This is a genomic window from Pseudonocardia hierapolitana (assembly GCF_007994075.1).
GTDB classification, from domain to species: Bacteria; Actinomycetota; Actinomycetes; order Mycobacteriales; family Pseudonocardiaceae; genus Pseudonocardia; species Pseudonocardia hierapolitana.
On sequence record NZ_VIWU01000001.1, the window covers coordinates 611,066 to 633,018 of the forward strand.

22 protein-coding genes are annotated in these 21,953 nt (G+C 73.8%); 14 read left to right on the forward strand and 8 right to left on the reverse strand.

Going from position 1 to position 21,953, the window contains the following annotated elements; genetic code table 11:
- The first annotated feature begins 22 nt into the window (after positions 1–22).
- Both FHX44_RS02970 and FHX44_RS02975 read left to right on the forward strand, forming a co-directional pair.
- On the forward strand, positions 23–2,134 hold the full coding sequence (locus FHX44_RS02970; protein ID WP_147254048.1) for a hypothetical protein: 2,112 nt from the start codon (positions 23–25) through the stop codon (positions 2,132–2,134).
- 7 nt (positions 2,135–2,141) lie between these two features.
- Positions 2,142–2,567 carry a hypothetical protein gene (locus tag FHX44_RS02975; protein WP_147254049.1) on the forward strand — a complete coding sequence of 142 codons (426 nt, stop codon included), beginning with the start codon at positions 2,142–2,144 and terminating at the stop codon, positions 2,565–2,567.
- Here the strand turns inward: FHX44_RS02975 and FHX44_RS02980 are convergent, their stop codons facing one another.
- On the reverse strand, positions 2,568–3,773 hold the full coding sequence (locus FHX44_RS02980) for a zinc-dependent alcohol dehydrogenase (RefSeq protein ID WP_147254050.1): 1,206 nt from the start codon (positions 3,771–3,773) through the stop codon (positions 2,568–2,570).
- A gap of 93 nt (positions 3,774–3,866) precedes the next feature.
- Here FHX44_RS02980 and FHX44_RS02985 point away from each other — a divergent pair, with 93 nt between their 5' ends.
- The 3 genes from FHX44_RS02985 (at position 3,867) to FHX44_RS02995 (ending at position 5,715) form a co-directional block, all read left to right on the forward strand.
- Positions 3,867–4,667, forward strand: a complete 801-nt coding sequence (locus FHX44_RS02985; protein ID WP_147254051.1) for an SDR family NAD(P)-dependent oxidoreductase — start codon at positions 3,867–3,869, stop codon at positions 4,665–4,667.
- A 10-nt stretch (positions 4,668–4,677) separates the two neighbouring features.
- The gene (locus tag FHX44_RS02990) at positions 4,678–5,178 is read left to right on the forward strand and encodes a GNAT family N-acetyltransferase (RefSeq protein ID WP_246170177.1); all 501 of its coding nucleotides are present in this window, start codon (positions 4,678–4,680) and stop codon (positions 5,176–5,178) included.
- A 90-nt stretch (positions 5,179–5,268) separates the two neighbouring features.
- A complete protein-coding gene (locus tag FHX44_RS02995) occupies positions 5,269–5,715 on the forward strand; it encodes a DUF4383 domain-containing protein (protein WP_147254052.1) in 447 nt (148 codons plus the stop codon).
- Positions 5,716–5,766: 51 nt separating this feature from the next.
- Here FHX44_RS02995 and ligD read toward each other — a convergent pair whose 3' ends face one another.
- On the reverse strand, positions 5,767–6,810 hold the full coding sequence (gene ligD / locus FHX44_RS03000) for a non-homologous end-joining DNA ligase (protein WP_147254053.1): 1,044 nt from the start codon (positions 6,808–6,810) through the stop codon (positions 5,767–5,769).
- Between the two features lie 32 nt (positions 6,811–6,842).
- Here ligD and FHX44_RS03005 point away from each other — a divergent pair, with 32 nt between their 5' ends.
- Positions 6,843–7,148: a hypothetical protein gene (locus FHX44_RS03005; protein WP_147254054.1), complete on the forward strand. Its 306-nt coding sequence runs from the start codon at positions 6,843–6,845 to the stop codon at positions 7,146–7,148.
- Here the strand turns inward: FHX44_RS03005 and FHX44_RS03010 are convergent.
- Together FHX44_RS03010 and FHX44_RS03015 are read right to left on the reverse strand one after the other, a co-directional pair.
- Entirely contained in the window at positions 7,126–7,824 is a 699-nt protein-coding gene (locus FHX44_RS03010; RefSeq protein WP_147254055.1) for a response regulator, read from the reverse strand. The genes FHX44_RS03005 and FHX44_RS03010 overlap by 23 nt on opposite strands.
- Entirely contained in the window at positions 7,821–9,017 is a 1,197-nt protein-coding gene (locus FHX44_RS03015) for a sensor histidine kinase (protein WP_147254056.1), read from the reverse strand. Before FHX44_RS03015 ends, FHX44_RS03010 begins: the two co-directional genes overlap by 4 nt.
- A gap of 1,340 nt (positions 9,018–10,357) precedes the next feature.
- Here FHX44_RS03015 and msrB point away from each other — a divergent pair.
- On the forward strand, positions 10,358–10,783 hold the full coding sequence (msrB, locus tag FHX44_RS03020; RefSeq protein ID WP_147260888.1) for a peptide-methionine (R)-S-oxide reductase MsrB: 426 nt from the start codon (positions 10,358–10,360) through the stop codon (positions 10,781–10,783).
- Positions 10,784–10,886: 103 nt separating this feature from the next.
- Here msrB and hemQ read toward each other — a convergent pair whose 3' ends face one another.
- The gene (hemQ, locus tag FHX44_RS03025; protein ID WP_147254057.1) at positions 10,887–11,582 is read right to left on the reverse strand and encodes a hydrogen peroxide-dependent heme synthase; all 696 of its coding nucleotides are present in this window, start codon (positions 11,580–11,582) and stop codon (positions 10,887–10,889) included.
- Between the two features lie 180 nt (positions 11,583–11,762).
- Between hemQ and FHX44_RS03030 the strand changes: the two genes are divergently transcribed.
- Positions 11,763–12,998 carry a S8 family serine peptidase gene (locus FHX44_RS03030; RefSeq protein ID WP_212612305.1) on the forward strand — a complete coding sequence of 412 codons (1,236 nt, stop codon included), beginning with the start codon at positions 11,763–11,765 and terminating at the stop codon, positions 12,996–12,998.
- Positions 12,999–13,010: 12 nt separating this feature from the next.
- Positions 13,011–13,247, forward strand: coding sequence for a ketohydroxyglutarate aldolase (locus FHX44_RS03035; protein ID WP_147254059.1), 237 nt, complete (start codon positions 13,011–13,013; stop codon positions 13,245–13,247).
- A gap of 6 nt (positions 13,248–13,253) precedes the next feature.
- On the opposite strand, the gene hemG is transcribed toward FHX44_RS03035, so the two are convergent.
- Together hemG and hemE are read right to left on the reverse strand one after the other, a co-directional pair.
- Positions 13,254–14,720, reverse strand: a complete 1,467-nt coding sequence (hemG, locus tag FHX44_RS03040) for a protoporphyrinogen oxidase (RefSeq protein ID WP_147260889.1) — start codon at positions 14,718–14,720, stop codon at positions 13,254–13,256.
- Complete coding sequence (gene hemE / locus FHX44_RS03045) at positions 14,720–15,784, reverse strand: uroporphyrinogen decarboxylase (RefSeq protein ID WP_147254060.1); 1,065 nt, start codon at positions 15,782–15,784, stop codon at positions 14,720–14,722. Before hemE ends, hemG begins: the two co-directional genes overlap by 1 nt.
- 127 nt (positions 15,785–15,911) lie before the next feature.
- Between hemE and FHX44_RS03050 the strand changes: the two genes are divergently transcribed.
- The 5 genes from FHX44_RS03050 to FHX44_RS03070 all read left to right on the forward strand — a co-directional run bounded on the left by FHX44_RS03050 (position 15,912) and on the right by FHX44_RS03070 (position 20,714).
- Positions 15,912–16,484 (forward strand): DUF3000 domain-containing protein, encoded by a 573-nt coding sequence (locus FHX44_RS03050; RefSeq protein WP_147254061.1) that lies wholly within the window; start codon positions 15,912–15,914, stop codon positions 16,482–16,484.
- 270 nt (positions 16,485–16,754) lie between these two features.
- Positions 16,755–17,486 (forward strand): LuxR C-terminal-related transcriptional regulator, encoded by a 732-nt coding sequence (locus tag FHX44_RS03055; protein WP_379590190.1) that lies wholly within the window; start codon positions 16,755–16,757, stop codon positions 17,484–17,486.
- Positions 17,483–18,712: an HRDC domain-containing protein gene (locus FHX44_RS03060; protein WP_147254062.1), complete on the forward strand. Its 1,230-nt coding sequence runs from the start codon at positions 17,483–17,485 to the stop codon at positions 18,710–18,712. Before FHX44_RS03055 ends, FHX44_RS03060 begins: the two co-directional genes overlap by 4 nt.
- A gap of 63 nt (positions 18,713–18,775) precedes the next feature.
- Positions 18,776–19,669 carry an IS982 family transposase gene (locus FHX44_RS03065; RefSeq protein ID WP_147254063.1) on the forward strand — a complete coding sequence of 298 codons (894 nt, stop codon included), beginning with the start codon at positions 18,776–18,778 and terminating at the stop codon, positions 19,667–19,669.
- Between the two features lie 139 nt (positions 19,670–19,808).
- A complete protein-coding gene (locus FHX44_RS03070; protein WP_147254064.1) occupies positions 19,809–20,714 on the forward strand; it encodes an IS5 family transposase in 906 nt (301 codons plus the stop codon).
- A 90-nt stretch (positions 20,715–20,804) separates the two neighbouring features.
- On the opposite strand, the gene FHX44_RS03075 is transcribed toward FHX44_RS03070, so the two are convergent.
- Entirely contained in the window at positions 20,805–21,935 is a 1,131-nt protein-coding gene (locus tag FHX44_RS03075) for a sensor histidine kinase (protein WP_147260890.1), read from the reverse strand.
- Positions 21,936–21,953 lie beyond the last annotated feature (18 nt).

A 21,953-nucleotide genomic window follows, 5' to 3' on the forward strand; every position in this document is an offset into this window, starting at 1 on the left:
ACCCACGCTGGTTGGAGGCACGATGAGCCGCACCATCCCGTCGTCCACGGTCGTCGACACCACGCCGACCATCGAGCCTGCCGACCTCGCCGGGCCGGAGCTCCCGCGCATCGACGCCATCGAGGCGCTGCTCGCGGCAGCGAACGGCGTGGCGCCGCCCCTGGTCGCCCCGGCCTCCCCCCTCCAGGCGTTCAAGATCCTCCGCCAGGGCTGCTACCTCCTGACGTTCCGGCCACTGCCGCCGACGCTCCCGTTGCCGGGACTGCAGTACGCCGGCACGATGCGGGTGGAGCACGGAACGGGCGCGCACGGGTCCGGCGACCTCTACCTCCGCGGGTCGACGCGGCCCGATCCCCGGGGAGGCGTTCCGAGCTTCCCCCTCGCGGACTACCGCTACTACCTCATGGCGAAGACGTTCTCGCCCGTCGCGCATCGCACACTCACCTTCACGTTCGAGCGACACCTCTTCGACCACGTCACCCGCACCTGGAGCAACCAGGGCGAGTTCACCGCGCAGATGGTGTGGGTGCCGGCGCCACCGGCGTTCCCGGACGCGGGGCAGTTCCTCGTCGGGCTGGTCACGGACCCGATGGGCATCGTCACCGGCTCGCTGTCGATGGGGTGGGTCGCCGACGAGCTGCGCAGGATGACGATCGAGATCGACCGGGTGGCGGTGTCCGAACCCCCGACGGGCGACTCCACCGGCACGGAGACCTGGTCATCGGTGTTCGCCCGCTCGAAGTGGCGAGCCGACGTGGCTGCGAGCAACACGAATCTCACCCAGCCGAGCGGCGACTCCTGGAGCGACGCCGAGCTGCACGCGCAGCTGCTCGCCTCGCGCGACCAGAACGACTTGAACGCGGAGTGGCGCTACATGATCCTCGCGGTGCGCAGGCTGGACTCCACGGAGCGGGGGATCATGTTCGACGCCTTCGCGACCGACTCGAACAACGTGCCCCGCGAGGGTGCCGCCCTGTCCTCGCACTGGGTCATCCCGAACGATCCACAGTGGGGCACGACGGCCGGGCAGCGCTTCGGCACGCAGGCCGACCCGTACTTCCGGACCGCCGTGCACGAGCTCGGGCACGCCCTCAACCTCATCCACGAGGAGTCCGAGGGCATCGCCGGGACGACCTTCATGACGACGACGCCGACGATCGTGGCGGCGGGCACGGCGACGCAGCCGTTCCCGACCAACATCACGTGGGATTTCCACCCCACGAACAAGCACCGGATCAAGCACTGGCCCGACATCTACGTCCGCCCGGGCGGGCTCCCCTTCGCCTCCGCGCACACCACCACGCCTCTGGCCACCGCTGACGCGGTCGCCGACCGGGACGACATCCGCGTCGACGTGATCCCGGTCCGGTCCAGCTTCCCGATCGGCGCCCCGGTGCGGGTCGAGGTCCGGGTGACCAACATCGGCATCGACCCACTGCCGTTCCCGACCCGCCTGCGCTACGAGGGCGGCCACATCGAGGGGACGGTGACCGCTCCCGGCGGCGCGCCGCGGCCGTTCCGGTCGATCGTGCGATGCCTGGACGACGGCGCCGACGGGTACCTCGATCCCGGCGAGAGCCGGGTCGCGGGCCTGACCCTGCTGCGCGGGCCGGACGGGCCACTGTTCGCCACCTCGGGATCGCACGCCGTCGACGTCGCCGTTCTGTTCACCGGGCACGACGGGCTGCCGGCCCGCGCACGCGGCTCGGCAGCGGTGTGGGTCGACCACGCCGCGAGGGCGGACCACGCGGAGGCCGCGGCCCGGGTGCTCGCCTCGCCCGACCTGTCCGTCGTCGTCGCGCTCGGCGGTGGGGACCACCTCGACGACGGGGTCAGCGCCCTTTCGGATGCACTGGCCGACTCCACACTGCACCCGCACTACGAGGTCACCGAGGCGCTCCGGACGGGTCGCCCGTTCCAGGACCGTGCCGCCCTGACCGCCGACGCGGCTGATGTGGTGACGGCCGACGTCGTGGCGACCGGCGACGAGATCGCCGCCGTTGCCCGCGCGCTCGCCCGACGGCGGAGCGGGGCCGCGGACGCCGTCCGGACCGCGATGCGATCGCTACGGGCCGCCGCGGCCGGCACGGCCGACGCGCGGGACGTGACCGATCGCATCGACGGATCGCGCTGAACTGGCCGTGCAGCTGGATCTCGGGCCGGGCGGGCCGGTCCTCGACGGGGTACCGGTGCCGGATCCCGCAGCCCTGGAGGCGGTGCTCGGGCCACCGAGCCGCACCGAAGCGGTGGGGAGGGCCATCCCCGGTGCCGAGGACCGCAGCACCCCGGAGCGGGTGTCGGTCTGGGACGAGGTCGGGCTGATCGCCGCCCCCGGGCTGCTGAGCGTCGCGGTCGGGGACAACCTGCTCGACGAGCCGATCTGGCCACGACACCGGTTCCCCGGACCGGTGCAGGCCGGCGGCGTGCCGCTCGACCCGGAGACCATGGCCGTCGACCCGCTGCGCGAACAACGCCGCACGCGCGCGCTCGAGGACGGCGACCTGACCGTGATCACCGACTGGCGCGGGCGACCGACGAAGTTCGTGTGGACCCGGCGCGAGTTGTGATCACGAACGTTCGCCGGCCGCCGCAGGCTGCAGCAGCGTCTTCACCATCCCGTCCTTCTTGGCCTGGAACGTGGCGTAGGCCTCGGGCGCGGCGTCGAGCGGCAGGTGGTGGGTGGCGAAGCCGTCCACGCCGAGCGGGTCGCCCTCGACGAGCAGCGGGAGGATCTCGGGCACCCAGCGGTGCACGTTGGCCTGCCCCATGCGCAGCTGGATCTGCTTGTCGAACAGGGTGAGCATCGGCAGCGGGTCGGCCATGCCGCCGTACACCCCGCTGAGCGAGATCGTGCCACCGCGGCGCACCAGCTCGATCGCGGAGTAGAGGGCGTTCAGCCGGTCCGCGCCCGCGGTCTCCATCAGCTTCGCGGCCACGGCGTCGGGCAGCAGGCCGGTCAGCTGGTGCGCGAGCTTCCCGATGGGCGAGCCGTGCGCCTCCATCCCGACCGCGTCGATCACCGCGTCCGCCCCGCGCCCGCCGGTGAGCTCGCGGACGTGGTCGACGAGGTCCCGGCCGTGATCGGTCAGGTCGAGCACGGTGATCCCGCGGGCGCGGGCCCGTTCCAGCCGCTCCGGCACCAGGTCGACACCGATCACGTTCTCGGTCCCCCGGTGCCGGGCGATCCGGGTGCTCATGTCGCCGATCGGGCCGAGACCGAGCACGAGCAGCGAGCCGCCGTTCGGCACGGCCGCGTACTCGACGGCCTGCCAGGCCGTGGGCAGCACGTCGGAGAGGTAGACGAAACGATCGTCCGGCGGGCCGTCCGGGACCTTGATCGGCAGCGTGTCCCCGAACGGGACGCGCAGGTACTCGGCCTGGCCCCCGGGCACCTGGCCGTAGAGCTTCGTGTAGCCGAACAGCGACCCGCCCTTCCCGTGGGCGTGCACCTGCGTGGTCTCGCACTGGGAGTGCAACCCGCGCACGCACATCCAGCACGTGCCGCAGGAGACGTTGAACGGGATGACGACCCGGTCGCCGGGCGCCAGGGCGTTGACCTCGCTGCCCACCTCCTCGACCACGCCCATCGGCTCGTGCCCGAGGATGTCCCCCTCCTCGAGGAACGGGCCGAGCACCTCGTAGAGGTGCAGGTCGGAGCCGCAGATGCCGGACGAGGTGACGCGCACGAGCACGTCGGTCGGTGCCTGGATCGTCGGGTCGGGCACGGTGTCCACGCGCACGTCGCGCTTCCCGTGCCAGGTGACCGCTCGCATGAGGACTCCTCCCGGGGAGGTCGATCCGGACGTCGGACCCATGCCATTCCCCGGATGGGTTGCCGGAAACGCCGGCCGGGTAGCCCCCCGCGCATGACCTCGTCCACCACCAGGCCACTCGCCTTGGTCACCGGCGCCTCGAGCGGGATCGGGCGGGAGCTCGCCCACGAGTTCGCCGAGCACGGGTTCGACCTCGTCGTCACCGCCGAGGACGCCCGGCTCGACGCGGCGGCCGCCGACCTGCGCACCGCGCGCGTCGACGTCCACGCCGTGCGCGCCGACCTGCGCACGGCCGATGGCGTCGAGCAGCTCTGGTCGGCGGTCACCGCCACCGGACGCCCGCTCGACGCCGTCGCCCTCAACGCCGGGGTCGGGAAGGGCGGCGCGTTCGTCGACACCGAGCTCGCCGACGAGCTGGCGATCATCGCCCTCAACATCACCTCGACCGTGCGGCTGGCCAAGCACGTGCTGCGCGACATGACCGCCCGCGACGAGGGGCGGGTGCTGATCACGTCCTCGGTCGCCTCGACGATGCCCGGCAGCTTCCAGGCCGTCTACAACGCGTCGAAGTCCTTCCTGCAGTCCTTCGCCGAGGCGCTGCAGGAGGAGCTGCGCGACACCGCGGTCACGGTGACCTCGCTGATGCCCGGCCCGACCGAGACCGACTTCTTCCGCCGCGCCGACATGGAGGACACGAAGGTCGGCGCGTCGTCCAAGGACGACGCCGGGCAGGTCGCGAGGCAGGGCTTCGAGGCTCTCATGAAGGGCGAGCGGCGGGTCGTCGCCGGATCGCGGGGCACGAGGGCGCAGGAGGCCGTGGGCAAGGTCATCCCCGACGCCCTGAAGGCGAAGATGCACCGCAGGATGGCGGAGCCGGGTTCGGCCGACCAGTAGTGTCCGGGCCGTGGCGACCGGCGACGGCGTGGTGACCCTGCGGCCCGCACGGCCCGACGACGCGCCCGCGGTCGCCGGGATCTGGCGCAGCGGCTGGCGCGACGGCCACCTCGGCCACGTCCCCGGCGAGCTGCTCGCGGCGCGGACGGACGCATCGTTCGACGTCCGCGCGGGCGAGCGGACCGGCGACACGGTGGTCGCGGTCGTCGACGGTGCCGTCGCGGGATTCGTGATGGTGGTCGGCGACGAGGTCGAGCAGGTCTACGTCGCGCAGGCCCACCGGGGAACGGCGGTGGCGGCCACCCTCCTCGCCGAGGCCGAGAGGCTCGTCCGCGCGAACGGGCACAGCCGGGCGTGGCTCGCCGTCGTCGCGGGCAACAGCAGGGCACGCCGGTTCTACGAGCGGAACGGGTGGACCGACGAGGGCCCGTTCGAGCACAGGGCGGAGGGGCCGGACGGCCCCATCCACGTCCCGGCACACCGCTACGTGAAGCGCCTCGTCAGCGGCTGAGGGTCCATGCGTTCGCTTCGTTCCGAAGGGGGTACCTCGCCCCTCGAGGAAGTTCCTCAAGGAAGCGGGAACCTCCCGAGGAGGATCGCCATGGCCACTCCAGGCAGCCGTGCCGTCAACGTCCGCCGGCCCATCCAGCTCGCCGCACTCGTCGTGGGTGTCGTGTTCCTGTTGGTCGGCGTTCTGGGCTTCATCCCCGGCATCACCACCAACTTCGACACACTGACATTCGCCGGCCACCAGTCCGAGGCGATGTTGCTCGGCCTGTTCCAGGTCTCGGTGCTGCACAACATCGTGCACCTGTTGTTCGGCGTCGCCGGGTTGGCGATGTCACGCAGCGCGGCAGGGGCCCGCAACTTCCTGATCTACGGCGGCGCGGTCTACGCCGTGCTGTGGCTGTACGGGCTGCTGATCGACCAGAGCAGCGCTGTGAACTTCGTGCCGATCAACACGGCCGACAACTGGCTGCACCTGGTGCTTGCCGTCGGCATGATCGCGCTCGGCTTCCTGGTCGACCGGGACCGCCGCACGGTCTGACGCAGGCCGAACCGGAGCCCATCGTCCACCGGGCGGTGGGCTCCGTCCCGATCAAACGGGGTCGCCCGGCTGCGTCCGGGCGCGGCTCGGCTGCACCCGCATCGGCTCGCCGGGCATCTTCGGGTACTCCGGGGGATACGGCAGGTCGCCGAGCCCGCGGTCGCGCTCGTCCGCGGCGTACCAGTCGAGCACGGTCTCGAGCCCGCCCACCGCCTCGTCCATGCCGGCGTGCGGATCGCCGTGGTCGGCGTAGAGCCCGGGCACGGTGCGCACGTCGAAGTCCTCGGGCTCGACGTCCGGCAGCGCCTCCCACGTCACCGGCATCGACACCGTGGCGCGCGGTCGGCCTCGCACCGACCACGCCGACGCCACCGTGCGGTCGCGGGCGGCCTGGTTGTAGTCGAGGAACACGCGCTCCCCGCGCTCCTCCTTCCACCACGCGACGGTGGCCTTCTCCGGCAGCCGGTCGGCGACCCGCCGCGCGATCGCGATCACCGCGTGCCGCACCGCCACGAAGTCCCACTCCGGGCGGATGCGGCAGAACACGTGGACACCGCGCCCGCCCGACGTCTTCGGCCAGCCAACCAGCCCGGCCTCGTCGAGCACCTCGTGCAGCACGGCGGCGACGGCCACGGCGTCGGCGAAGTCGGTGCCCGGCTGCGGGTCGAGGTCGATGCGCAGCTCGTCGGGGCGATCGGGGTCGGCGCGCCGGACCGGCCACGGGTGGAAGTCGAAGGTGCCCATGTTGGCCGCCCAGACCAGCACGGCCTGCTCGGTGGGGCACAGCGAGTCGGCGGTGCGGCCGCTGGGGAACGTCACGCGCACGGTCTCGACGTACGGCGGGGCCCCCTTCGGCAGCCGCTTGGCGAAGAACGACTCGCCGTCCACGCCGTCGGGGTAGCGCTTGAGATTAGTGGGACGCTCCCGCAACGCGCCCAGCAGCGGCGCCGCGACCGCCCGGTAGTACTCGACGACCTCGCCCTTGGTGATCCCCCGCTCCGGGAAGTACACCTTGTCCGGGCTGGTCAGCCGGACCTCACGGTCGCCGTCCGGGCCGGGGACAGCCAGCAGCACCGCCGCGCTCTTGCTCGCCACGACTGCGGACGCTACCCGCTACCCTTGCCGGGATGCCCGATCTCCACGAACCGGACCGTCCGGGCCGATCCCGGCAGTTCGACGACGAGCTGCTCGGGCTGGACCCCGACGACCCGGAGGCCCAGGCCTTCGCCGCGCACCTCGACCGGATGCAGCGCCAACGCCCCGCCTTCACGGTGGAGGGCTACCTCGAGGGTGTCCGCGACTTCGCCGACTCCGCCAACCGGGCCGAGGGCGGGCGGTGGTGGGCCGCGGTCACGGTGGTCGTGCTGCTGCTCCTGGGCGTGGCCTGGGTCGTGTGGGAGTCGCTCCTGTTCATGCTGGGCGCCTTCCTGTAGCCCCGGGCACCACGAGCCCGCACTCGTACGCCAGCACCACGGCCTGCACGCGGTCGCGCAGGCCCAGCTTCGCGAGGATCCGGCCGACGTGGGTCTTCACGGTCTCCTCGGCGAGCACCAGCTCCGCCGCGATCTCCCTGTTGGCCAGCCCACGGGCCACGAGTCCGAGCACCTCGCGCTCGCGCGCCGTGAGCACCGCGAGCTGTTCGCGACCGCTCGGGCGTCCGCCCGCGGCGACCTCGGCGATGAGACGGCGCGTGACGGTCGGGGCGAGCAGCGCGTCCCCCGCCGCCACCACCCGCACCGCGCCTGCGAGCTCGGCCGTCGGTGCGTCCTTGAGCAGGAACCCGCTCGCCCCGGCGTGCAGCGCCTCGTAGACGTACTCGTCCAGGTCGAACGTGGTGAGCACGAGCACCCGGGTGGGCGGCTGCGCCGGGTCGGCGAGCAGCTCCCTCGTGGCGGCGAGGCCGTCCAGCACGGGCATCCGTACGTCCATCAGCACCACGTCGACCGGGGTGCCGAGCGCACGCAGCCGGCGCGACCGGTCGACGGCCTGCCGCCCGTCCGCGGCGGTGTCGAGCACGCGGATGCCGGGGGCCGCATCCAGGACGGCGGCGAGCCCGTCGCGGACGATGTCCTGGTCATCGGCGACGAGCACGGCGATCTCCCGGCTCATCCCCGGTCTCCCGTCGGCAGGGTCGCGTCCACGGTGTAGCCGTCCGGGCCGGGCCCGGCCACCAGGAACCCGCCGACGGCCGCCACCCGCTCGCGCATGCCGAGGAGCCCGGTGCCCCCGCCGCTCCCGGCGTCCTCCCCGGCCCCGTTGTGGACCTGCACCCGCACGGCGTCGGGCAGCCACCGCACCCGCACCGACACGGCGGCGCCGGTGGCGTGCCGGGCCGCGTTCGACAGCGCCTCCTGCGCCACGCGGAACGCCGCGAGCCCGACGTCCCCCGGTACCGGCCGCGGCGTCCCGGCCACCTCGAGCTCGACGGCCATTCCGGAGCCGCGCAGGCCGACGACCAGGCCGGCGATTCCGTCGACGGTCGGGAGGGGTGCGCCGGGCCGGTCGGGGTCGTCTGCACGGAGCACGCCGAGCAACCTGCGCATGTCGGCGAGCGCGTCGCGCGCGGCACCGGCGATCGTCGTGAACTCCGCAGCGGCGGGCGCGGCCGACGGCACCCGGTGCGGTGCGCTCTCGGCTCGCACGGCGATCGCCGACAGGTGGTGCGCCACCACGTCGTGCAGCTCGCGCGCGATCCGCGTGCGCTCCTCCAGCACCGCGCGCCGGGCCTGCTCTGCGGCCGTGTCGCGCTCGGCCTCGGCGAGGCGGGTGGCGGTGCCGCGCAACGACCGCAGCGCCGCACCGAGCCCGGCGACCAGCACCGGCGCCGCGGCGATGCCGACGATCGCACCGGGCGTCCCGGCGGCGAGCGCCCACCCGGCGCCGCCGAGCAGCGCGGCGGCGACCGCGAGCGCGGCGACAGCGGGCGGAACGGTGACGGCGAGCAGGAACAGCGTGCCCAGGTGCAGCACCAGCGTGGACGTCGGCCCGGGCACCGCCGCCGTCGAGACGAGGAGCGGCGACACCGCGGTCGTCACGAACGACACGCGCCAGCCCGTGAGCGGCAGGCGCAACGCCAGCCCGACCGCTCCGGCGTGGGCGAGCGCGAGCAGCGTGACGACGAGCTGGTCGTCGCCCCCGCCCCCGGCGAGCTGCACGAGGTCGATCAGGGAGAGGACGGCGAGACCGAACCAGATCCCGATCCGCGTGGCCCGGTTGGGCACGACGACCGCCGCCCGATCGGGACCGGCCAGCAGCTGCCACACGGCGCTCCGGAGGGCCGCGAGCACGGGGGCGGAGGACATCGCCGCCGATGCTACGGATCAGCGGCAGCCCGGACGTCCCCCTGCGGAGCCACGTCCACGGGCCCGCGGACGGCTCCCCGGCGGGACGCCGTCACGCGCCGCCGTTCCTAGCGTCGAGCGGCGTGCCGACCCGCCCTGGCCCGTTGCAGCATGGCCACCTCCGTGCAACGAGATGGCGTGAAGGTGGCCATGCTGCAACGCGGGGATCGCGCGTGCCCGCGTTGCTCGCCGTGTTCGCGGTGGCCGCGCTCGGGCTCGCCGCCGTCACCGACCAGCCCGCGCACCGGATCTGGGGGCTCGTCGCCGGGGGCGGCTACCTGCTCCTCTCGGCGACCCCGCTCGCGCGGCGACCGGCCGCCCCCTGGGCGGCGGGCCTCGCCGGCGGGGTCGTCCCGCTGGTGGCCCTCGTGCTCGCCCGCGGCGGCAAGGCCGGGCCCGGCCCGTTCGCCCAACCCGAGGTCTGGGTCATCGAGGACGCCGCACGGCGCTGGCTCGCCACGGGGAGCCCCTATCCGTCGGGGGCCGCGGCCGGTCCGGACGGCTACTTCCCCTACCTGCCCGGCATGGCGCTCTTCGGGATGCCCCGGGCGCTGGCAGGCGACGTGTGGTTGACCGACGCCCGGCTCGCGTTCGCCGCCGCGGCGGTGGCCGGCTGCGCGGTGGGGGTGGGCACGCTGGCCGGCGGTGCCGGGCGGTCCCTCCCGGCCTGGCTGCTCGCCGGCAACCCCCTCGTCGGCCTGACCATGGCCACCGGGGGACACGACCTCGCGCTCGCCGGCCTCCTCGTCGCGGCGGTCGGCCTCACGGCGGTCCGCGATCCGCGGGCGACGGCGGCGGCCGCCGTGCTCGCCGGCGTCGCGGCCGGGATCAAGCCTACGGCGTGGCCGGTCGTCCTCGTACTGGTCGTGCTGGTGGCGCGGACCGGCGGACCGGCCCTGCGGTTCGCCGCCGCCGCTGCCGGGCCCGCGCTGCTGCTCTGCCTGTCCGACCTGCTGCGCGCACCCCGGCTGGTGCTCGAGCACCTCGTGCTGTTCCCCGCGGGGCTCGCGGCGGTGCCGACCCCGGCCGCGAGCCCGCTGCCCGGCGCGTGGATCGCGGCGCTGCCCGGCGGCCGGGCGATCGCGCTCGGGATCGTCCTGGCAGCGGCCGCGTTCGCCGCGGTGCTGCTGATCCGCAGGCCACCCGCCGATGCCGCCGCGGCCGCCCGGTTCGCCGCCGCGAGCCTCGCCGCGGGCATGTTGCTCGCCCCGTCCGGCCGGGTCGGGTGGTTCGTCGTGCCGCTGCTGCTGGCCGCCGCCGGCTCAGTGCGCACGCGGAGCACCGGACATAGTCTGGGAAGCATGGATCCCGCCACCGAGCCCGCCGCGAAGGTCGTCAAGTCCGATGCCGAGTGGCGCGCCCAGCTCACCCCCGCCGAGTACCACGTCCTGCGCAAGGCCGGCACCGAGCGGCCGTTCACCGGCGAGTACACCGACACCAAGACCGAGGGCGTCTACTCCTGCCGCGCCTGCGGAGCCGAGCTGTTCCGGTCCGACACGAAGTTCGAGTCGCACTGTGGCTGGCCGTCGTTCTTCACCCCGCTCGCGGGCGACGCCGTGATCGAACGCGTCGACACCAGCCTCGGCATGCGCCGCGTGGAGGTGCTGTGCGCCACCTGCCACAGCCACCTCGGCCACGTCTTCGAGGGCGAGGGCTACCCCACGCCCACTGACCTGCGGTACTGCATCAACAGCATCTCGCTCCGGCTCGAGCCGGACGCCAGCTGATCACCTCGACCTCGCACGCGAGGCGGGGGGCGTTCGCCAGTCGCTTGTCCGCGGTGAGCAGTAGACAGGGGTGCCGAGTAGCGCTGAATCAGCGCTACTCGGTTCAAGGCAGGGTCGCGACCAGGTCTCCCGGCTCCACCCGCGGCCCGGTGAAGAACGGCGTCTCCTCCCGGACGTGCCGGCGGGCGTCGGTGGCCCGCAGGTGCCGCATCAGATCGACGATCCGGTCCAGCTGGTCGGCCTCGAACGCGAGGATCCACTCGTAGTCGCCGAGCGCGAACGCCGGCACGGTGTTGGCGCGCACGTCCGGGTAGTCGCGGGCCTCCATGCCGTGCTCGGCGAGCATCCGGCGCCGCTCGTCGTCGGGAAGCAGGTACCACTCGTAGGAGCGGACGAACGGGTAGACGCAGATGTAGCGCCGCGGCGCCTCCCCCGCGACGAACGCCGGGAGGTGGCTCTTGTTGAACTCGGCGGGCCGGTGCAGGGCCACCTGGCTCCACACGGGCGTGCTGGCCCGGCCCAGCGCGGTGGTGCGGCGCAGGTCGGCGTAGGCCGCCTGGAGGGCCTCGACGTTGTCGGCGTGCCACCAGACCATGTAGTCGGCGTCGGCACGCAAGCCGGCGAGGTCGTACACGCCGCGCACCGTCACGCCCTTGCCCGACAGCGCGTCGAGGAACTCGCCCAGCTGGCTCGCTGCCGCCCCGCGGTCGTCGCCGAGGCGGCCGGGCTCCACCCGGAACACCGACCACATGGCGTAACGGATGGCGCTGTTCAGCTCTGCGTAGTCCAGACGTGCCACGCCACCATCCTGCCACGCACGACCTGGGCCTCATCCCGCGCCGGCAGTGGCGCCCGGCACGGTGCCGGGCGGCCCACGCGCCAGGTCGGCGAGCTCATCCCTGTGATCCCCCGTGCGCCGCGCCCGCCACTCCCCGGCACGATGTGGCCCCGACGGGTGACGATGATCGGGAGGGGCCGAGTGGTGGGAGCGCGGGACGTCGAGTTGACCGGCCGCTTTCTGCTGGTGCTGAACGAGGATCTGCTGGGCGACGACGACGCCGCCCGCGCGGCGGTGCAGGAGCTCAGTGGCGTCGAGCGGGTCATGAGCACCCGCGACGCCGAGCGCGCAGCGGCGCCGGTCCGTCCGACGCTCTTCACCGAGCTGGGGATGGCCGTCGCGGACCTCTCACCACAGCAGCTGGGTGCCGCTCGTGCCGACCGCCGGGTGCTGGGTGTGGAACCGGAGCGGGTGCAGCGCGCGATCGGGGGGTCCCTGTCCGAGGAGTACCTGCGCGGCTTCCGCGACGCCGCGCAGTTCCTGCACGCCCGGCTGTCGGGCCCGGTGGGCACCGCGCAGTTCGGCGACACCGGCGAGCTGACCTGGGGCCTGCAGGCCACCGGCGTCGCCGACTCCCCCGAGACCGGCGCAGGCGTCACGATCGCGGTGCTCGACACCGGCCTCGACCTCGGCCACCCCGACTTCGCCGGGCGCGACATCGAGGCCAGGTCGTTCGTCGAGGGCCAGACCGCCGATGACGTGCAGGGCCACGGCACCCACGTCGCCGGCACGGCGTGCGGGCCGCTCGCCCCCGGCGCGAGGCGGCGCTACGGCATCGCCCACGAGGCGCGCATCCTCGTCGGCAAGGTCCTCGGCGACGACGGGTCCGGCACCGACGCCGACATCCTCGCGGGCATGAGCTGGGCGATCTCCGCGGGCGCACAGGTGATCTCGATGTCGCTCGGCGCGGACGTCCGGGAGGTCTCCACGGCGTACGAGACCGCGGGTCGGCGCGCCCTCATCGCCGGCAGCCTCGTCGTGGCCGCAGCGGGCAACAACGCCCGCCGCGGCGCGGGCGACCCCGGATTCGTGGGGGTGCCTGCCAACAGTCCGTCGATCATGGCCGTCGCCGCCGTGGACAGCGCGCTGGGGATCGCCGACTTCTCCGCGGCGAGCACCACGGTCGAGGGCGGGCAGGTCGACATCGCGGGCCCGGGGGTCGACGTGTACTCGTCATGGCCTGCGCCCCGGGGCACGAACACGATCTCCGGCACCAGCATGGCCACCCCGCACGTCGCGGGCATCGCCGCGCTGTGGTCCCAGCGCACCGGGGCCACGGGGCGAGACCTGTGGACGCAGCTCGTGCAGGCCGCACAGCGCCTGCCCCTACCCGCGAGCGACGTCGGCTCCGGGCTGGTCCGCGCGCCCGGCGCCTGAGACGCTGGCGGCATGCCCGAGAAGGTCACGGTCTCCGTCACCGACGAGGCGGTCGGCCGGATCGACGAGGTCGTCGCCGCGTTGGAGCACGGCGGGATGCACGTCGACCAGGTGCTGCGCCCGATCGGCCTGATCACCGGCTCGATCGACACGCAGCGCGTTCAGGCACTCGGCGACGTGGCCGGGGTCGCGGCCGTCGAGCGGCAGCGGACGGTGCAGCTGCCGCCGCCGGACTCCGACGTGCAGTAGGCCCGCTCAGCCCGTGGCGGCCACGCGCTCGGCGGCGGCGCGGCCCGTGGCGATGCAGGCCGGCACACCCACGCCGTGCAGCGCGGCCCCCGCGACGGCAACGCCTGCGGGCAGGCCATCCTCGATCGCCCGCACCCGGTCCAGGTGACCCACCCCGTACTGCGGCAGTCCCCCTCCCCACCGCTGGACGTGCGTGGCCACCGGAGCGGCCGTGACACCGGTGAGGGACCCCAGGTCGGCGCGAGCGCGGGCGATCAGCTCGGCGTCGTCCACCTGGAGGGTGGCGGCCTCGCCGAAGCGCCCCAGCGACGCCCGCAGCCGCACCAGACCGCCTCCCGCGAGGTGCGCCCACTTGTTCGAGGAGTGGGTGAAGGCCTTGACCGCCATGGGCTCGTCCGCCGCGACGAGCACGCCCGACGTGCTCGGGAGCGACGTGGCGTCCTCCGCCCGGAAGGCGAGCGCGACCACCACGGAGGACGCGAGCTCGATCTCCCCCGCCGCCCGGGCCGCCGCAGGCGCCGCACCGGCCAGCAGCCGCGCCGCCGCGGGGGCCGGGACGGCGAGCACGACCGCGTCCACGTCGAGCGCCTCGGGCGCGGTGGTGGGCCCGAGCACGAGCCGCCAGCCTCCCTCCCGGCGCTGCAGCTCCCGCACGGTGGTGCGCAGCCGGACCTCGGCCCCGGAGGCCGCGACGAGGGAGTCGAGCAGCACCCCATAACCACCGCGCACGGCCCCGAACACGTGCCCGCCGACCCGCGGCTCGCCACCCACCTCACGACTGGGCTGCACCGACACCGCGACTCGCGCGCTCCCCGCGGGTCGCGGGGTGGGTGCACGCGAGTCGCGGCCTGGCTGCACGTGAGTCGCGGTGTCGGCCGCGGCGGTCAGAGAGGGGGCACCGGCGTCGAGGGCCGCGGCCAGGGCGGGCACCGTCGCCCGCAGGCCCAGTGCGTCGACACGACCCGCGTAGACGCCGCCGAGCAGGGGGTCGGCGAGCCGGTCGGCGATCTCGTCACCGAAGCGTGCGCGCAGCAGCCCGCCGAGCACCACGTCGCCGCCGGGCTCCCAGGAGAGCGGCCGCTCCGGCTCGGCCGCAACCGTGGCCAGCCCCGCATCGGAGAGCAGCCCGTCGAGCCGCGCAGCGCTGGTCGGGACGCCCATGAGGGTTCCGGCGGGCAGCGGGCCGGTGCGGCCCGCCGCGCGGACCGACGCGGCGGCGCCCGTCGGATGCACCAGCGCGTCCGTCAGCCCCAGCTCCGCGAGCAGGGCGGGCACCTCCGGCCGGCGCGCGAGGAACGCCTCGGCCCCGACGTCGAACGCCACCCCCGCGAGGTCGACGGTGTGCAGCACGCCCCCGATGCGGTCGCGCTGCTCGAGCACATCGATGCGGGCCGTCGGGCCGAGGAGCGTGCGCAGCCGGTGCGCCGCGGCGAGACCCGAGATCCCGCCGCCGACCACGGCGACGCGGGCGATCACGGCTCGAGCGTGTGCACCAGCTCGACGAGCCGGGTGAGGACGTCGGGGTCGGTCTCCGGGAGCACGCCGTGCCCGAGGTTGAAGACGTGACCCGGGGCGAGGCGGCCCTCCCCGACGATCCGCCGCGCCTCGGCCTCGATCGACGCCGCATCGGCGAACAGCACGGCCGGGTCGAGGTTGCCCTGGACGGCGACGCGACCGCCGGTGCGGCGCGACGCCTCGTCCAGCGGGACCCGCCAGTCGACGCCCACGACGTCGGCGCCCGCCTCGGCCATGGCGCCGAGCAGCTCGCCTGTACCCACCCCGAAGTGGATGCGCGGCACACCGGCGCCGGCCACGCTCTCCAGCACCCGCGCGGAGTGGGCCATGACGTACTCGCGGTAGTCGCGCTCGGACAGCGCCCCGGCCCACGAGTCGAACAGCTGCACCGCGTCGACGCCCGCCGCCAGCTGGGCGCGCAGGAACGTGGAGGTGATGTCGGCGAGCCGGCCCATGAGCGCGTGCCAGACGTCCGGCGCCGACCGCATCATGGCCTTGGTGCGCTCGTGGTTGCGGCTGGGACCGCCCTCGACGAGGTAGGAGGCGAGGGTGAACGGCGCCCCCGCGAAACCGATCAACGGGGTGTCACCCAGCTCGGGGATCAGCAGCCCGATCGCGTCGGTGACGGGAGCGACCTGCTCGGCGTGCAGGAGCGGGATCCGCTCGACGTCGGCCATCGTGCGCACCGGGTGGGCGACCACCGGCCCCGTGCCGGCCACGATGTCCACCGCGACCCCGGCCGCGTAGAGCGGCACGACGATGTCGCTGAACAGGACCGCGGCGTCCACACCGTGCCTGCGCACCGGCTGGAGCGTGATCTCGCAGGTGAGGTCGGGGGTGAGGCAGGCCTGCAGCATCCCGGAACCGGCCCGCAGGGCCCGGTACTCCGGCAGCGAGCGCCCGGCCTGGCGCATGAACCACACCGGGAGGCGGGACGGCCGCTCCCCCCGGGCGGCAGCGAGGAGGGGCGCCGCGGGCAGGTGCCGCCGGGGCTGGACGTCGGAGGCGGGCATGACGGTCATGGTCCCGCCATCCTCCCACGCCCCACCACCGCGTCACCGTCGGGCGGCCGACGTCCCACGTCCGGGTTGTCCAGCGTGCGGCGCGCCTCGGCTGCGGATCACCGAGAGCGACCTAAAGTCCTCGCTCGTGTCCGACGCGCCCGCCCCACCACAGGAGTTCCAGCAGGCCGTGGCCTCGCTGCGCGCCGTGCGGCCGCGACCCGAGCTCGTGCTCGCCCCGCTGGACGCGCCGCCCCGGCTGGCGCCGTACACGTGGGCGTTCAGCGTGGAGGCCGTGACCGAGGACGGGGACGCCTCGGAGCCGGATACCAGCGGCCGCCTGATCCTGCTGCACGACCCCGCCGGACAGGACGCCTGGGAGGGCACCTTCCGGCTCGTCTGCTTCGTGCAGGCCCGGCTGGAGCCCGAACAGCTCGGCGACGAGATGCTGCCGGTGGTCGGCTGGTCCTGGTTGACCGAGGCGCTCGAGCTCGCAGGCGCCGAGCACGTCGCACTGGGCGGCACCGTCACGCAGACGTCCTCGGTGCGGTTCGGCGACATCGCCGGCCCGCGCCGCGACGACGACGTCGAGCTGCGAGCGTCCTGGACCCCGGTGGGCTCCGATCTGTCGCGACACGCCGATGCGTTCTGCGCCCTGGTGGCCTCCGCGGCCGGTCTTCCGCCCGTCGGCGTGCTCCCGCTGGGAACTCGTCGAGCCTGAGCGAGGATGCGATCACGAACGGGTGATCCTAGGGCTCACCAGCACGTTCGATGCTCCCAGTGATCAATATCCTCACCCGGACGAGTGGATCGGCATCGACAACGCTGTAACTTTCACCCAGAGAAGTTCGATCCGATACACGACGTTAGACCGCTTGGGGGGCTACGCTTCCTCCACGACACCTCCTCGGGCGGTCGGGCGACTAGTTCCATCCGACCGGGGGTCTGGTGCCGGTCGGGGGGCAACGACCGACTCCAGGGAGGTAGTGACGTGGCCGTTGTGGGCCAAGGCGCGCCGGTGCGCGGCGCTGCGGGGCATCCACCCGCCCATGCTGTGCTGTCGCCCGCGATGGTCCCGCACCCGCGGGAAGAGCTGTTCTCGGTGCTGGTGGTCGACGACCACCCACTGCTGCGCGAGGCGATCGCGGCACGATTGCGCTCGATGGGCGCGGGCACGGTGTACGAGGCCGCGTCGGTGGCGGAGGCGCGCGCTCGTGCGCACGCCAACGGACCGTGCGACCTCGCGATCCTCGACCTCGGGCTGCCCGATGGCAGTGGATTGGACCTGGTCACCGAGCTGCGGTCGCTGGGCTGGAACCGTCTGGTCGTGCTCGCCTCGTCCGACGACCCGTACGCGGTGCGTTCGGCGTTCCAGGCCGGTGCACAGGCGTACCTGCTCAAGTCGGCGTCGGCGGCGATCGTCACCGACGGCGTCAAGCGGGTGCTGGACGGCGGCGTGTACGCCGACCCGACCGTTGCGCCGCTGCTCGCCACCGGCACCCGGGTGCCGGGCACCGACAACACCCCGCGTGAGCTCTCGGCACGCGAGGTGGAGGTCCTGCAGCTCGTGGCGGACGGGCAGTCCAACAAGGAGATCGGCGAGGCCCTGAGCCTGTCGGCGCTCACCGTGAAGAGCCACCTCTCGCGCATCGGGCGCAAGCTCGGTACCGGTGATCGCGCCCAGATGGTCGCGCTGGCAATGCGTGCCGGGGTCATCCGCTGACAGGAGAAGCACTCTCAGGGGATGACCCGGACACCCCGCCGCCGGTCCCGCTGCTGCGGCCGGCCGACGGGTTGCCTCCGGTCGTCGCCGATCGCACCGCGCTCGACCGCACCGCCGCCGCGCTCGCGGGCGGCAGCGGGCCCATTGCCGTCGACGCCGAACGGGCGTCCGGCTTCCGGTACTCGCAGCGTGCCTACCTCGTCCAGTTGCGGCGCGAGGGCGCGGGCACGGCGCTGATCGACCCGATCCCGCTCGGCAGCGACCTGGGGTCGCTCGCGCCTGCCCTCACCGGGCCCGAGTGGGTGTTGCACGCGGCGAGCCAGGACCTGCCCTGCCTGGCCGAGGCCGGGCTCGCACCGACCCGGCTGTTCGACACGGAGCTGGCCGCCCGGCTCGCCGGGTTCCCGCGCGTGGGGCTCGGGCCACTGGTCCAGCAGTTGCTCGGGCTCTCGCTGGAGAAGGGGCACGGGGCTGCCGACTGGTCGCGTCGCCCGCTGCCGGAGGACTGGCTCGTCTACGCCGCGCTCGACGTGGAGGTGCTCGTCGAGCTGCGTGACGTCCTCGCCCGGGAGCTGGCCGAGCAGGGCAAGCTCGAGTGGGCGGCCCAGGAGTTCGAGGCCGTCCGCACCGCGCCACCGCCCGCGCCCCGCGCGGAGCCGTGGCGGCGACTGTCGGGGGTCCACAAGCTGCGCAAGCCGCGGCTGCTCGCCGCCGCCCGCGCGCTGTGGGAGGCCCGCGACCGGCTCGCCGCCGAGCGGGACATCGCACCGGGGCGGGTGCTGCCGGACAGCGCGATCGTCGCGGCGGCCGCCGCCGAACCCGAGTCGGCGCAGGTGCTCGCCGGCATGCCGACCTTCCGCGGCCGCGCGCAGCGCCGCCTCACGTCGTACTGGTTCGCGGCGCTCGAGAAGGCGTACACGCTCGACCCCGCCGAGTACCCGCGCGCAGCCCCGCCCTCCGACGGGCCGCCCCCGGTCTCCCGCTGGACCGACCGCGACCCGGACGCCGCCACCCGCCTCACGGCCGCCCGCGCCGCCGTGGCGGATGTGGGCGAGCAGTGGAACGTCCCGGTGGAGAACCTGCTCCAGCCCGACCTGCTGCGGCGCTTGTGCTGGGCCCCGCCCGCCGACGGCGACGTCCGCGCCGCCCTGCGCGCCGGTGGGGCGCGCGAGTGGCAGATCGACCTGCTCGCGGAGCGGCTGGAGAAGGCGCTGGCCGGGCGCTAGACGAGTAAGTCCTAACGGCGGGGTGGCCCGTAGACGTGGCAGGAGGGCGTTCAAGATCAGTTTGTGACGACCGACCTGAACACCCTCCTGACCGCACTGTACGTCAAGATCGACGACTACCTGGGCCGCCGTACCCGTCCGGGTAGACCACCCAAGCTCTCGGATGCCGAGCTGCTCACTCTGGCCGTGGCACAGGTGTTGCTCGGGGTGCGCTCGGAGGCCCGCTGGCTGCGGTTCGTCCCCCGTGCGCTGCCCGGCGCGTTCCCCTACCTGCCCGGGCAATCCGGCTACAACAAGCGCCTCCGTGGCGCGTTGTCTCTTATCAAGCGGCTAATCCGGGTGTTGGCCACCGACACCGACCTGTGGGACGACCCGGTGTGGATCGTCGACTCGACCCCGGTCGAGTGCGCCCGCTCCCGCCCCACCGTGCGCCGCTCGAACCTGGCCGGGTGGGCCGGCTACAGCTACTGCGCCTCGCACTCGCGGTTCTTCTGGGGCCTGCGCCTACACCTGGTGTGCACCCCGGCCGGGCTGCCGATCACCTGGGCGCTGGCCGACCCGAAACTCGACGAACGGCAGGTGCTGATGGCCGTGCTCGACCACGACCCCACCCTCACCGCCACCCGGCTCGGGCTGACGATCATCGCCGACAAGGGATACGCCTCCGCCGAGCTCGACCGCTACCTGGCCGAACGCGGCGCGACGCTGCTGCGCCCCTCGTACCGCAACCGCGCCCCCCGCCCCGGAGAACACCTACTCAAACCGATTCGGCAGCTCATCGAGTCGGTCAACGACACCCTCAAGGGCCAGCTCGACCTCGAACTGCATGGCGGGCGCAGCATCGATGGCGTCGGCGCCAGGATCGGCCAGCGCCTGCTCGCCCTGACCGCGGCGATCTGGCACAACCGCGCCACCGGCCAGCCCATCACCCGATCCCTGATCGCTTACGACCACTGATCAATTCGGACTTACTCGTCTAGCGCCTGTTTAGAAAGTGGATCTTCGTCGTCGGCCAGCGCGTGTCGGTCGGCGGAGATGAGTGAGGCCTCCGGTAGATGGATCAACGACCAAGAAGACCATCACCACCGGAGACCTCGTGGGGACCGTACCCGCGGGTGCCCGTCATGACCTCACCGACGCGCAGTGGCAGCTGCTTGCACCCCTGCTACCTGCGGTGAGTGGGCGTGGGCGGCCCCGAACGTGGACCAGACGACAGTTGATCGACGGGATCCGGTGGCGGACCCGTGCCGGCACACCGTGGCGGGACATACCCGAGCGGTACGGGTCCTGGCAGTCGGTCTACGGCCTGTTCCGGGCCTGGCAACGTGACGGCATCTGGACCCGGATCATGGAACGCCTGCAGCAACTCGGTGACGAGGCTGGCCTGATCTGCTGGGACGTGTCGGTGGACTCCACGATCGTGCGGGCGCACCAGCACGCCGCGGGCGCCCGCCAAGACCCGGCCGGTCAAGTCGAACCACCCGGTGATGAGCCGGCCGACCACGCACTCGGCCGGTCCCGTGGCGGATGGACCACAAAGCTGCATCTGGCTTCTGAGCAGGGGCGTAAGCCGCTGTCGATGCTGCTCACCGCCGGGCATCGAGGAGACAGCCCGCAGTTCGTGCCGGTCCTGGAACGCATCCGGGTCCTGCGGCCCGGGCAGGGGCGGCCCCGGACCCGACCGGACCGGGTACTGGCCGACAAGGCCTACTCATCCTGGGCCAACCGCGCCTACCTACGCCGACGCGGTATCCGCGCGACTATCCCGATCAAGCGCGACCAGCAGGCCCACCGGCGTAAGCGTGGATCACGTGGTGGACGGCCTCCACGGTTCGACCCCGACATCTACCGCCAGCGGCATGCCGTTGAGTGCAGCATCAACCTGCACAAACAGCACCGAGGGTTCGCCACCCGCTACGACAAGCTCGCCCTGCGCTTCGAAGCCACCACCCAGATCGTAGAGATCAACATCTGGCTCCGCCGATTAGTAAACACGCGCTAGTGCACTACGGGGCGCGTCCCGTTTCGGCCGGCACACCCCTTCGTGGCCGACGCGCCTGGTCGACGGGCAGCGCGAGCCGGCACGGGTGCGTCAGCGGACGGGGAGCTCCACGGTCACCGTCAGGCCTCCCCCGCGCACCGGCTCGGCCCACACGCGCCCGCCATGGGCCTGCACGACCGCGCGGACGATCGAGAGCCCCAGCCCCGAGCCCGGGGTGTCGGCGGTGCGGGCCACGGGGCCGCGGCGGAAGGGCTCGAACAGCTCCGCGACGCGGTCGCCCGGGATCTCCGCACCGCTGGAGGAGACCTGCAGCCGGGCCAGCCCGTCGGCCGTGCCCGTGCAGACCTCGAGCCAGCCGCCTGCCACGTTGTGCCGCACCGCGTTCTCGACGAGGTTGCCCGCGACGCGTTCGAGCAGCACCGGGTCGCCGCGGGTCGGGGCCGCCGCGGTCTTGACCTGGATCCGCAGGCCGCGCCGGCCTGCCTCCGCGCGCACGGCGGCGAGCGCAGGCACCACGACCTCGGCGAGGTCCACCGGGCTCACCTCGTTGAGCTCGGCGCTCTCGGTGCGGGCGAGCAGCAGCAGGCCGGCGATGAGGTCGTCGGCGCGGCGCGTGGCCTCGCGCACGACGCCGGCCATCCGGCGCAGCTCCTCGGCGTCGGCATCGGGGTCGGAGAGGGTGACGTCCACCTCCGTGCGCAGCACCGAGAGCGGCGTGCGCAGCTCGTGGCTGGCGTTGGCGACGAACCGGCGCTGCGCGTCGAACGCGGCCTGCAGCCGGTCGAGCATCGCGTCGAAGCCCGCGGCCAGCTCGGCGACCTCGCCACGGGCGTCCTGCAGGCCGGTGCGGGTGTCGAGGGACTCGACGGTGAGGCGCCGCGCCGTGGCCGTCACGGCGTGCAGCGGGCCGAGCACCCTGCCGACGAGCACCCACGACACCACCGCGGCAGCGGCCACCACCAGCGGGAACGCGATCAGGCCCGCGCGCAGCACGTCGGCGCGGGCGGCCGCACCGATGGCGTCGTTGAGCCGCTCGGCCGGCACGGTGACGTTGCCGACGCGCACCGTGGTGCCCGGCGGGAGCGACGGCACGCTGCGCGCCACACCACCGACGAGCAGCCAGCCGAGCCACAGCAGGAGGGCGCTGACGAGTGCGACAACGGCCGTGCAGACGAGGGTGAGCCGCGGCCGCAGGCCCGCCCCGCGGCGCCGGGGAGGCACCCGGGCGAGCTCCGGTGG

Coding starts and splice junctions, on each gene's coding strand:
- FHX44_RS02970 (WP_147254048.1), top strand. CDS start 23: ATGAGCCGCACCATCCCGTCGTCCACGGTCGTCGACACCACGCCGACC.
- FHX44_RS02980 (WP_147254050.1), bottom strand. CDS start 3,773: ATGCGAGCGGTCACCTGGCACGGGAAGCGCGACGTGCGCGTGGACACC.
- FHX44_RS02985 (WP_147254051.1), top strand. CDS start 3,867: ATGACCTCGTCCACCACCAGGCCACTCGCCTTGGTCACCGGCGCCTCG.
- FHX44_RS02995 (WP_147254052.1), top strand. CDS start 5,269: ATGGCCACTCCAGGCAGCCGTGCCGTCAACGTCCGCCGGCCCATCCAG.
- FHX44_RS03005 (WP_147254054.1), top strand. CDS start 6,843: ATGCCCGATCTCCACGAACCGGACCGTCCGGGCCGATCCCGGCAGTTC.
- FHX44_RS03010 (WP_147254055.1), bottom strand. CDS start 7,824: ATGAGCCGGGAGATCGCCGTGCTCGTCGCCGATGACCAGGACATCGTC.
- FHX44_RS03015 (WP_147254056.1), bottom strand. CDS start 9,017: ATGTCCTCCGCCCCCGTGCTCGCGGCCCTCCGGAGCGCCGTGTGGCAG.
- msrB (WP_147260888.1), top strand. CDS start 10,358: ATGGATCCCGCCACCGAGCCCGCCGCGAAGGTCGTCAAGTCCGATGCC.
- FHX44_RS03035 (WP_147254059.1), top strand. CDS start 13,011: ATGCCCGAGAAGGTCACGGTCTCCGTCACCGACGAGGCGGTCGGCCGG.
- hemE (WP_147254060.1), bottom strand. CDS start 15,784: ATGACCGTCATGCCCGCCTCCGACGTCCAGCCCCGGCGGCACCTGCCC.